At 34.4% G+C, this 13,311-nt stretch carries 6 protein-coding genes; 1 reads left to right on the top strand and 5 read right to left on the bottom strand.

Translation table 11 applies throughout. From position 1 onward, the window contains the following. Nucleotides 1-722 precede the first annotated feature (722 nt). Nucleotides 723-2,507, top strand: coding sequence for a DUF885 domain-containing protein (locus tag BMY18_RS19685; RefSeq protein ID WP_092458038.1), 1,785 nt, complete (start codon nucleotides 723-725; stop codon nucleotides 2,505-2,507). A 360-nt stretch (nucleotides 2,508-2,867) separates the two neighbouring features. On the opposite strand, the gene BMY18_RS19690 is transcribed toward BMY18_RS19685, so the two are convergent. From BMY18_RS19690 to hcp, 5 genes are all read right to left on the bottom strand, one after another. After that, a complete protein-coding gene (locus tag BMY18_RS19690; protein WP_092458041.1) occupies nucleotides 2,868-3,617 on the bottom strand; it encodes a M23 family metallopeptidase in 750 nt (249 codons plus the stop codon). A gap of 127 nt (nucleotides 3,618-3,744) precedes the next feature. Continuing rightward, entirely contained in the window at nucleotides 3,745-5,160 is a 1,416-nt protein-coding gene (locus BMY18_RS19695) for a SpoIID/LytB domain-containing protein (RefSeq protein WP_092458044.1), read from the bottom strand. A 171-nt stretch (nucleotides 5,161-5,331) separates the two neighbouring features. Beyond that, entirely contained in the window at nucleotides 5,332-7,791 is a 2,460-nt protein-coding gene (locus BMY18_RS19700; protein WP_092458047.1) for a glycogen/starch/alpha-glucan phosphorylase, read from the bottom strand. Nucleotides 7,792-7,817: 26 nt separating this feature from the next. Then, nucleotides 7,818-10,934, bottom strand: coding sequence for an isoleucine--tRNA ligase (gene ileS / locus BMY18_RS19705; RefSeq protein ID WP_092458050.1), 3,117 nt, complete (start codon nucleotides 10,932-10,934; stop codon nucleotides 7,818-7,820). Between the two features lie 685 nt (nucleotides 10,935-11,619). Further along, nucleotides 11,620-13,245, bottom strand: a complete 1,626-nt coding sequence (gene hcp, locus BMY18_RS19710; protein ID WP_092458053.1) for a hydroxylamine reductase — start codon at nucleotides 13,243-13,245, stop codon at nucleotides 11,620-11,622. Between the last annotated feature and the right edge of the window lie 66 nt (nucleotides 13,246-13,311).

Raw genomic sequence — 13,311 nt, forward strand, 5'->3', positions numbered from 1 at the left:
GTCCGTTTTTGCTCCGCATCGTGACCGCTGTTCCTAATACGCAAAATAGTTCTAACTCTCGTTAGAACTGGTGCGACTGCCTGTCGCACAAAAAGCCCTCTCTAATCATAGAGAAGGCGAATTATCGCGTTACCACTTCTGTTCGCTCAAAATATACTTGAAACTGTCAATTGATGTTTAAATATTATTACAACAACTGTAATAAATGTAGATATCAATGCAGTTTCAGCTATTACAAGCCTCGTTTTTCGCTATAACAGGCGAATTCCCGTCGCAGCCTTGCGTCATGCGTTATTATATTTTGCATCACGTTCGGTACGCCACTCCAGAGCCATCTTCAACATATTTTCAATTATTCGCTCTCATCATCCACGAACTTTCTGTAAATATTCTCTATGTCTACTCTTTCCTTCACAGTGTTTACTATATTTAATAAGATTATCATAACCATTTTTTATTGTCAAGGCTACATGCCATAAAATGTGGCTACAAAAACCCGCATAAACCCAATAAATTTTTTTTATTATATTCTTTCTTATAATATCATATCCTTCTGAATATATTACTAATTAGATAATGTTTCTTTTGAGGTAGAAATAAGAAAGATTTTAATTTTTTTGAAAGTAGTGCAGAAATTAGGAAAATATGTTATATTTTCCTATATGAATTAAGATGAGATGGGATTATTTTTGAAAGAGAATATTAGAAAAGGGGATTAAAATATGAAATTATTCAAAAAAATTGCCGCCTTATTATTAATTGTTGTATTATCGTTTAGCCAGATTAGTTGCACTACTAGCAATGTATCTAGCAATGAAACTCAATCGATTAATAATAGTACCGCTGCTGCTACAGCTTTTAAAGCCTTTGATGACTTTACCAATGATTTATTTGCTGAGCTTGCACCGCAAAATACAATTACCTTACATAGTTTAGTGGAACATCCTGAAAATTATGGAATAAATGATTACGAAGTAACATTAGGTTCTTATAAAACAGAGGACTTAGATGGAACCTCCGAATACATTGATTTACTTAATAAATTAAAAGAATTTGATCGTAATGAATTATCAGAATCACAACAAGTTACATTTGACGAACTTCTTAAATATTTTCAAACAGAATTAGAATATAGTGACTTGTATATGTTTAGTACACAGTTAACCCCAACGACTGGAATACAGGTTAGTTTACCAATTGTATTTGCTGAATATTCTCTGGATAATAAAACCGATATAGATAATTACATTAATCTATTATCGCAAACAGATAGATACTTTGGAGAGCTAATGGAATTTGAAAAACTGCGATCTCAAAAGGGTATGTTCATGGAAGATAGTATTGCTGACAAAGTAATTGATCAATGTGAGACTTTCTTGAAAAACAAGGATAACAACTACTTAATTACAACCTTTGATGAAAGAATTGCTTCCATTCAAGGATTAACTGAAAAAGAAATATCTGATTATAAGAATGCAAATGCTGAGGCCGTTAACAAACACGTTCTTCCCGCCTATTCTTCATTAATAGACGGTGTTAAAGCATTAAAAGGAACGAACAAGTATGCCGGCGGACTTTTTAATTATCCTAATGGAGCAAAATATTATGAATACCTACTTCAATCTGAACTTGGATGGTCAAAATCAGTTGATGAATTAGATGCATTATTAGATAAATACATCAACCTTTCAATGCTTCAAATGAGTACATTACTGGCTAAAGATTCTACCCTATTAGATAATGCTGATTCCTTTTCTTTTTCTCTCACTGATCCAAAGGAAATATTGATAGCCCTCACTGAACAAATCAAAAAAGACTTTCCAGATCCACCTGCTGTTAATTATAATATAAAATATATTGACAAATCACTTGAAGCTTACTCTAGTCCCGCAATGTACTTCTTACCACAACTTGATAATTATACGGATAATGCAATCTACATTAACAAAAGTAACAGTGATGTCTCTACGTTATATAGTACACTGGCGCATGAAGGATATCCTGGTCATATGTATCAGTCAACGTACTTTGTCAGCCTCAAACCAAGCCCGATTAGGATCCTGCTTCGCCCAGGTGGCTATCTAGAAGGATGGGCAAGTTACTGCGAATTATATTCCTACACATTATCTGATTCAACAAACAGCAACCTAAATTCTCTTATGCAAGCAAACTATGAAGCAATTCTTATGCTATATTCAAAAGTTGACCTAGGCATTAATTATTATGGTTGGACGCTGGATGCTACTACAAAATTTCTTACAAAATATGGTTTTACTGACCAAAGTATTGCAAAAGAAATGTATGAGTCAATGATCGCAGAACCAGGCAACTATCCTAAATATTCAATAGGTTGTATCGCTTTTATGGAATTAAAGAATACCGCTCAGACTGCTCTTGGCGATCAATTTAATTTAAAAGATTTTCATAAATTCCTCATGGATTTAGGCCCCGTTCAATTTGATCTTGTTGAACAAAAATTACAAGTTTGGATAGCTAGTCAAAAATAAATTTCATAAAAATAGTATATGATATAATGTTTTTTAATCTACATTATATCATATACTATTTTTATTTGTAACTATAAAACGAATACAAAAACTATGTTAACTGATTGTATTTTTACTGACGCAAATATGTAGGCGGCCTAAGCCGCCTGCGGTTACTTAGTCCTTGATGTCTACGATAACCATTTGCCGCATAATTCATCTATAATGAAGCATCTGACAATAATAACTATATTCTACCAAAAATATTAATACTGCTCAATTGTAAAAAAATTCAGATGCATGCTGCCGTATCTTTAGAACTCATATTATATTATATACATATTTGTTTTTTTTGTGCATTCTTTGATATTAAACCTACGACTATTCTTCAACTAAATATATAGTTGGATCAACAGGATCTGTTGCTTTTGTTAATTTGAAGTATACATTGCTTCCTTCACTTAAATAATACTTTGTTTGATTAGCGACTGTTCCAATCTTTTGTCCAGCTACAATTGTTGAGCCCTTTTTTAATGTAACATTTTCAAGTTGTCCATACGTAGTAACGTACTCATTTCCAATGTTAATAACAAGTGTTAATCCTGTTTCTTCATTCGTTGTTACCGATTCAACAACACCTGAAGCCGCTGCAACAACGTCTGTACCAACTTGAGCGGCAATAACAATTGCAGGATTTATTTTATACTCATTAAGTGTTTTAAAAAATACGCCATGTTCAATACTATACTTTATTATAAGATCACCTTTGACTGGCCATTTTAGTGTGTCATTTTCACTAAATGAATATTTTGCTGAAGCAGTTGGCGCTTCTACTACAGCTACCTTTGTTTCTTCTGGTTTAACAGCTATAGTTTTATCTTCACCATTATTCAATGTTGCCTTCTCTGTTGCTATCTCTGTTTTATTTTCTTGAACAAGAGAATCGTCATTATTTAAAGCAAGATTATTGTCTTTCGTCTCATTCAAATCCACAATATTTTCGGGATTGCCTGAATTTTTTTGACTATTTTTTATAACAGAAATGACGCCAATTGCAAGTGTCAGTACAATCGCACAAGTGATTACGATCGAAAATATTTTTTCACCATTAAGTTTTTTTCCTCTTCTCATATTAACTCCAATCTGCCTTATTTCGGCCAAACTTTGATGTTAATATGATTGCCTTTTTTGAAAATATTATTCATAAATTAGTTATATCATTCAAAATTACTTTATCTATTTTTTAATAAATTTTGACCTATTCGCTTATAATAGTAATGTTTGTGTAAAATTTATTTAAAATATCTTCGCATGTGCTACCATTTTTCGCCATATAATCCGCAGTATATATACTTACGCCTAAACCATTACCCTTACCTTTGGTTGTGATTTTGATTGAATTATTGACTGTCTCCATCGATAAGCAGCTTGAATTCAAGTCAAGCACTTTTGCAAAATCTTCACCTGACATCAGTACATTGGCTACTTGGATTTTTAATATATAATCCGCGCTACACCTAGAGACTATTTGAACTGATTCACTTGGATTTTCTTTTGATATATTTATATCACCATATTTTTCGGTAAAGGCCTTAACGAAATCATCATAGGTAAATGTCTTAACCGTCAAATAATCTGTTGCTTCAATATCATGCTCGCATACCACCGATGTCAAATAAGAATAATCAGATGTGCTTCCAGTCAAAACTTGTGAAGCATTTCTAGTCTTTCCTGCACTTACTTCATGATACATTGGCTCTATTAACTGTCCATTACAATTAATTATCCTTCCACTTGTAGCTGAAATACAATCTACAATTAGATTATAATTTTCTGTATATGCATCTCCCCATAGCGCTTTCATTTCCTTTTCACTTAAATATTGTAGATTAAGGTCCGTACTGTCTATAGACATTTCATCTCCCATGCACCTATAGATTTCAGTTCTTACCATAATGCTCTCTGCCTTAAGCACCTCCGTTTGGCTAGACATGCTAAGCCTGGTAGCCAAAACTCCAATCATGTACTTAGAAATATCCATTGCCTGAGAACCATTTTTATACTTGACATTAACCCTTCTAATTTCAACCAATGAATCTGATATATTACTTTCAATTACCCCCGTCATTGAAATGGTAATTAAAAACGGAGTAAACAAAAAAATCACAATTATAATGATACTGTAAAAAACTTTTGTTCTCCACAAATGCCCATTTTTTTGTCGAACAAAATTTTTCCCAGACTGGACTGCCATCTCACGACTATAATTCTCACTATTTTCTTCCTTTATACGCTGTGTTGTATTTTGTGTTGTATTTTGTGTTGTATTTTGTGTTTCATTGCCTCTTATATACTGTGTTGTATTTTGCGTTTCACTGCCTCTTATATACTGTGTTCCATTCTGGTTTTCACTGCCTCTTATATACTGTGTTCCATTCTGGTTTTCACTGCCTCTTATATACTGTGTTCCATTCTCATTTTCATTACTTCTGATATACGGTGTTCTATTCTGGTTTTCATCGGTTTTTATATACTGGTTTTCATTTCCTCGCACATACTGAGTTGTATTCTGAAAACCTTCACTTTTTTTACTTTGATCATTATATTTATTTTCATTTTGGCTTCTATTATACACCCTTTGGTTTTTATTATATTCTTCCAACCGAATTGCCAATTATGTCCTCCATCAAAAGTATTATCATCAATATATATTCTAATACTTGTCCGATTATGTGTATTTTTTACATTTAAATATGGATTCATCCATACACAAAAATAAGGTCCCTGCCAAATTTGCAACAGACACCTTATTCTATAATTCTAATATTTGAAACTTTTTAATCGCTTATAACTTCACTTCCACTTTTTCAAGCTTCCATATATCTCTTACGTACTCCTCAATCGTTCTATCAGAGGAGAATTTTCCAGCACATGCAGTATTTAACATGGCAGATTTTGCCCATCTAGCACTGTCTTTGTACATTTCATTAATCTTTTCATGAGCCTGTGCATATGCACGGAAATCCTTGAGAATAAAGTAAGTGTCCGCTCTGCTGCTACATTTATAATTAAGAAGTGAATTATAAATATCTCTAAATAATTCTGGGTTTTCTGGAGAATAAAATCCATTAATCAACTGCGTTAGAACAGTTCTAATTTCTTCGTCATTATTAAATATTTCCATAGAATCATAGCCACCCTGGTTTTCATATCTAATAACTTCCTCTGCTGACATCCCAAATATCACTGCATTTTCTTGACCAACTTCTTCAACAATCTCTACATTTGCTCCATCCATAGTACCTATGGTAATGGCACCATTTAGCATAAACTTCATATTACCCGTTCCAGATGCTTCCTTAGATGCCGTAGAAATCTGTTCACTTACATCTGCTGCCGCGAATATAAGCTCTGCATTAGATACACAATACTCCTCAATAAAAACCACTTTAATCTTGTTGTTTATTGATTTATCATTGTTAATTAAATTTCCTACATTATTGATCAGCTTAATTGTAAGCTTTGCAATTCTGTATCCAGCAGCTGCCTTTCCGCCGAATATAAAGGTTCTAGGAACCATATCCATATCTGGATTTTGTTTCAATTTATTATATAGATACATGACATGAAGAATATTTAGTAGCTGACGTTTATATTCGTGAAGCCTTTTAACTTGAACATCAAAAATCGAACTCGGATCTACATCAATATTATTATGTTCCTTTATATACTTTACCAAACGAACCTTATTTTGATATTTAATTTGCATGAATTCCTTCTGAAATGTCAAATCATCTGCATATGGTTTCAATTTTTTTAAATGCTCTAAATTAGTAATCCATTCATCACCAATCTTATCTGTGATCCAAGTTGCAAGAAGAGGATTCGCATGAAGCAGAAATCGTCTCTGCGTAATCCCGTTTGTCTTATTATTAAATTTTTCTGGCATCATCTCATAAAAATCCTTTAGTTCTTGCTTCTCGAGAATCTGTGTATGAAGTTTTGCAACACCATTTACTGAATGTCCAGCTACAATTGCCATATTTGCCATCTTTATCTGACCATCATAGATAACTGCCATTTTCTTGATTTTTTCTTGATTACCAGGGTACTTCGCTTTGATTTCTTCTACAAATCTACGATTTATTTCTTCAACGATCTGATAGATTCTTGGCAACAGTTTTGAAAACAACTCAATTGGCCACTTTTCTAGCGCTTCAGACATGATTGTATGATTTGTATATGCACAAGTATTTGATGTGACATCCCAAGCTTCATTCCAATTAAGCCCTTCCTCATCCATAAGGATCCGCATTAACTCTGCAATCGCTACCGTTGGATGTGTGTCATTAAGCTGAAAGGCAACCTTGTCTGCAAACTTTTTGATATCATCGTGTTTCCCTTTGTACTTTGCCACTGCTGTTTGTACACTAGCAGATATAAAGAAATACTGTTGCTTTAATCTTAACTCTTTGCCTGCATAATGGTTATCATTGGGATATAATACCTCAACAATATTTCTAGCAAGATTCTGTTCTTCAATCGCCTTTTGATAATCACCCTTATCAAATGAATCCAGGTTAAATGTCTGAATTGCTTCAGCATCCCAAATTCTAAGAGTATTAACTGTATTATTTCCATAGCCTATAATCGGTATATCATATGGAATTGCCATAACAGAACGATAATTTTCGATAACAAATTTTTCTTTCCCAAACTCGTCATTGTATGAACGAACATATCCGCCAAACTTGATTTCTGTGGCATATTCTGGACGCTTAAGTTCAAATGGATTTCCATTTTTCAACCAATTATCTGGCGCTTCAATCTGATAACCATCTTTGATTTCCTGTTTAAACATACCATATCGATATCGAATACCACACCCGTAGGCAGGATATTTCAACGTTGCAAGCGAATCAAGAAAACAAGCTGCCAAACGACCCAGTCCACCATTTCCGAGCGCTGCATCAGGTTCTTGATCTTCCATCACATTGATATCAAGACCTAATTCATTAAGAATTTCTTTTATCTCATCGTAAGCCATAATATTAATCATATTATTACCTAATGCTCGACCCATAAGGAATTCCATTGACATATAATAAACTGTTTTGGGATCTTGCAACTCATAAGCTTTATGAGTTGCCATCCATTTATCAATCATAATATCCTTAACGGCGTAAGCTACTGCCTGAAATATCTGCTGATTATCAGCTTCTTCTATCGTTTTTCTAAACAATAATTTTACGTTATCAACGATTTCACTTTTAAATGCTTTCTTATCAAATGTACTTTCTGCCATACTTTATTCCTCCTTATTGCAATAAATTATAACTTTTCTACACCAAGAGTAACAGTTTCACCATTGATATTCCACTCTTTTGAATAACCACTCATTCTATCAAGTTGAATACTTTCAGCTAAAACATCGTCCTTTATTTGTGCACAATTGTTTGAAAATAAATTAGCAATTTTATCATTTCCTTGTGAAAATATATTAATCTTATCCATCACTTCAAATCCAGCTTCTTTTCTCATTGTCTGGATTTTACTGATTAATTCTCTTACAAAACCTTCTTCAATAAGCTCTGGTGAAAGATTGGTATCCATAACAACAGTTACGCCATTATAGCTATCTGATACATACCCTTCTGTCTGAGCCATTTCGATGAGTAAATCATCTTTTTCAAGTTTCACCTGTGTATCATTTATTTCAAGCGTTAAGAAACCTGTACTATTTAATTGATCCATTGCTGCATTTCCATCAACTTCTGAAAGTGCTTGACGAATATTGTTAAGAATCTTGCCGTACTTTGGTCCAACTGTCTTTAACTGCGGTTTGAAGCTGTATGATGTGAAGTCTCTTACATCATCCTTAAATTCTACAGTCTTAACATTCAGTTCTTCTTCAATTATTTCTTTGTAAAAATCGGAAAGTCTCCAGTTCGCCTTGATGTACATAGTACCAATTGGCTGTCTGTTCTTCATATTAGAAGTATTTCTACATGATCTTCCAAGTACTACCGCTTCAAGAACTGCTTCCATATTGTTTTCAAGTTCCTTATCGATAAAAGCCTCATTCGCTACTGGGTAATTACATAAATGTATGCTTTCTGGCGCAGTTTTGTCAATACTTACTACGAGATTTCTATAAATATCTTCTGTCATAAATGGAATCATCGGAGCTGCTACTTTAACCAATGTCACAATCGTCGTATACAGCGTCATGTATGCATTGATCTTATCTTGCTCCATCCCTTTTGCCCAGAAACGCTCTCTACTTCTTCTCACATACCAGTTACTTAGTTCATCTACGAAATCTTCGAGGATTCTTGCAGCTTCTGTAATCTTATAATTTTCAAGATCATTATCAACTTCTTTTACAAGCGTATTTAATTTTGACAAGATCCATTTATCCATTACTGGTAATTTATCATAATCAAGTGTATATTTCGTTGCATCAAATTCATCAATATTTGCATACAGTACAAAGAACGCATACGTATTCCAGATTGTACCCATGAACTTTCTCTGGCCTTCGGTAACTGCCTTGTCATGAAATCTATTTGGAAGCCATGGTGCACTGTTTTCATAGAAATACCAACGAATAGCATCGGCACCATGCGCATTTAGTGCTTCAAATGGATCTACTGCATTTCCTTTTGACTTAGACATCTTCTGTCCCTGCGCATCCTGAACATGTCCAAGAACAACAACATTCTCATAAGGAGCCTTATCAAACAACAATGTTGATATAGCAAGAAGTGAGTAGAACCACCCTCTTGTCTGATCAACTGCCTCTGAAATGAACTGAGCAGGGAACTGCTGTTTAAATAATTCTTGATTTTCAAATGGATAGTGATGTTGTGCAAATGGCATTGCACCTGAATCAAACCAGCAGTCAATTACTTCTGGAACTCTATGCATCTGTTTTCCACATTTCGGACATTTAATTGTAACATTATCAATATATGGTCTGTGAAGTTCAATATCATCTGGACAATTATCAGACATTGACTTCAGTTCTTCAATGCTTCCGATTGAATGCGTATTTCCACATTCACATTCCCAAATATTAAGAGGCGTTCCCCAATAACGATTACGGCTGATACCCCAATCCTGAACATTTTCAATCCATGATCCAAAACGTCCAGTACCAATTGTCTCTGGAATCCAATTCACTGTATTATTATTGGCAATTAATTGATCCTTCACTTCTGTCATCTTAATGAACCAAGATTCTCTTGCATAATAAATAAGTGGCGTATCGCATCTCCAACAATGAGGATAACTATGCTCAAATTTGGGAGCAGAGAATAGTAACCCTTTATTTTCAAGATCTTCAATAACCATCGGATCTGCCTTTTTACAGAATACTCCTGGCCAAAGTGTCTCTTTTGTCATCTCACCTTTTTCATCAACTAACTGAAGAAATGGAAGATTATATTCTCTTCCAACTTTACTATCATCCTCACCAAATGCAGGTGCAATATGAACGATACCTGTACCATCTTTCAATGTTACATAGTCAGCACATGTGACATAATATGCTTTCTGCTTCAAATTGTTATTTGGGTACAATGGCTCATATTCCTTATATTCGAGGTCTTTACCAATATAGCTTTCAAGAACCTTCACTTCTGCCTCTTCACCAAATACAGAATCTACCAATGCTTCTGCCAAATAGTAAATTGTTCCGTCAGCATCAACCTTAACATATTCTTCTTTGGGATTTACACATAGTGCAACATTTGATGGAAGTGTCCATGGAGTAGTTGTCCAAGCTAGGAAATATGCGTCTTCGTCCTTTACCTTAAACTTAGCGATTGCTGAGCGTTCCTTAATGTCTTTATATCCTTGTGCAACTTCGTGACTTGAAAGAGGAGTACCGCATCTTGGGCAATATGGAACAATTTTATAACCCTTGTACAAAAGCTTCTTCTTCCAGATCTCTTTCAAAGCCCACCATTCTGACTCAATAAAATCATTTTCATAAGTAATATATGGATGTTCCATATCAGCCCAAAAGCCAACGGTTTCCGAGAAATCTTCCCACATCCCTTTGTATTTCCAAACACTTTCCCTACAACGTTTGATAAATGGCTCTAAACCGTATTCTTCAATCTCGTCTTTCCCATTCAGTCCTAACGCCTTCTCAACTTCAAGTTCAACTGGAAGTCCATGTGTATCCCAGCCTGCTTTACGAGGAACCATATATCCCTTCATTGTCTTATATCTAGGAATCATATCCTTGATTACACGCGTAAGAACATGTCCAATATGTGGCTTTCCATTCGCCGTTGGTGGTCCATCATAAAAAGTAAATGTTTCACCCTCTTTACGATTTTCTATACTCTTTTTAAAAATATCATTATCTTTCCAAAACTTCCCAACATTTTTTTCTCTCTCAACGAAATTGAGATTAGTAGATACTTTGTCGTACATATTAATTCCTCCTGAAAATATTAGTTTATTATTTATTTATGATAGTCGCTTTGCGTAAGAAGTTGCCCTTCCTGGGTAAATAACAAAAAGCCCTCATCCGTAAAGGGATGAGAGCGTAGAATTCCATGGCCTATTACGACATACTATCATATGCGCCCCTTTTAACGGTAGGAAAACCGCCAGTTCTTAATCTCAAATTGGTTACCTCTTGAATTATTGAATATGTTTTAAAAACGTATTTTTAACCTTATTTCAAGTGATAAATTTCTCTGATTTCAGACTGATGCTCAGAAGTGATGTTCAGATATGTTCTACTTGTACCGATTTCCACCATCACGGCTCTCTATTACTTCTCACAATATCCTACTGTCTTCATCAATGCATTTAATCCATTGTATAAAAATCCATAATGAAAGTCAAGAGTTAATCGAATATTCTCCTTTATTCGTCCACCATTATTTTAACGCAGGGTATTTAAAATGTAACCGGTGAATATTAATTTATCATAATGCATTTCACCGCAGACCGACTGAAAGTAGCGGCTGTATTTTTTATAAGCTCAGATGAAAACCGAGCGCATGCAAGGCATTTCATCATTTTTGAGCCTATAAAAAATACAGCCGCTACTTGAAGGAAAGGCAAGGAGAAATGTATTATGATAAATTAATATTCACCTCAATCCCCCCTAAGCAAATATCTTTACATCATCATCGACTGTTCCAATCCCTGAGATTCCAAATTTTTCAATCAGCACTTTAGCCACATTTGGAGAAAGAAATCCTGGTAATGATGGGCCGAGATGAATATTTTTAACACCTAAATATAGTAATGAAAGTAAAACAATAACTGCTTTTTGCTCATACCACGCAATATTGTAAACAATAGGAAGTTTATTAATATCATCAAGTCCAAATACTTCCTGCAACTTTAATGCAATCAGAACAATCGAATAGGAATCATTACACTGCCCTGCATCAAGAACTCTTGGAATTCCTCCAATGTCGCCTAATCCTAACTTGTTGTAACGATATTTTGCACATCCAGCCGTCAATATAACGGTATCCTTAGGGATACTTTGTGCAAATTCAGTATAATATTTTCTATATGGCATTCTACCGTCGCATCCACCCATTACAAAGAATTTCTTGATCGCACCTGATTTAACTGCATCTACAACTTTATCAGCAAGTGCTAATACTTGATTATGTGCAAAACCAGCAACGATGCTACCTGTCTCTATTTCCTCAGGAGCTGGAAGCGTTTTTGCTAGTGCAATTACTTGAGAATAATCCTTTTTCCCATATTCATCAGCTTCTATATAGACACATCCTGGATAGCCCGCTGCATTCGTAGTGAATATTCTATTTCTGATTTCCTCACTCTTTGGTGGAACAATACAGTTTGTTGAAAATACAATTGGTCCTTTGAATGTCTTAAATTCTTCTAGCTGTTTCCACCATGCATTTCCATAATTTCCAACTAAGTTATCATACTTCTTAAAAAATGGGTAAGAATTTGCAGGTAGCATTTCGCTATGCGTATATACATCTACTCCGGTATCTTTTGTTTGATCTAGCAGTTGTTCTAAATCTTTTAAATCATGACCAGAAATTAAAATCGCTGGCTTATTTCTCACTCCGATATTAACCTCAGTAATTTCCGGATTCCCGTACTTGGATGTATTCGCTTCATCCAAAAGCGCCATGGCTTTAACACCATATTCTCCAGTTTTCAAGGTGAGCGCAACGAAATCATCCACTGATAATGTATCATCCAGCGTTGCTGCCAACGCCTCATAAATAAATGCTGATATATCAGTATTTTCTTTGCCTATATTTAACGCATGTTCCGTATATGCTGACATTCCTTTTAATCCATAAATAATCATCTGTTGCAAAGATCTTAAATCTTCATTTTCTGTTGCTAATACCCCGATATATGGAGCCTTTTCAAGCATTGACTCCCTTGATTTCACTTCAAACACTGCCGCATCATGAAAATCTATTCCTGATGTAGTTGCTCTAAGTTCATCTCTTATTGAAAGCATTATTTCTATTTGCTTTTCAAATGCACTTTCATCAAAATTTGCATTTGTGATTGTCATAAACATACTTTTCATCACTTGATGATTTGCTTTTTTGAGGTTCTTGACTTCAAGTTTACCTTTGATAACCACCTCTGAAATACCCTTCAGTGTGTAAATCAACAAATCCTGAAGTTTTGCAAGATCTTCGACTTTTCCGCATACACCTCGGATTTCACATCCAGTTCCTTTGGCGGTCTCTTGACATTGAAAACAAAACATACTCATAATTATTTCCTCCTATTTTTATTTTTCTTCATTCGCGCGCATCTTTTCGCGTATATCAAGTTTGTA

The sequence above is a fragment of the [Clostridium] fimetarium genome (assembly GCF_900111235.1).
GTDB classification, from domain to species: domain Bacteria; phylum Bacillota; class Clostridia; order Lachnospirales; family Lachnospiraceae; genus Clostridium_N; species Clostridium_N fimetarium.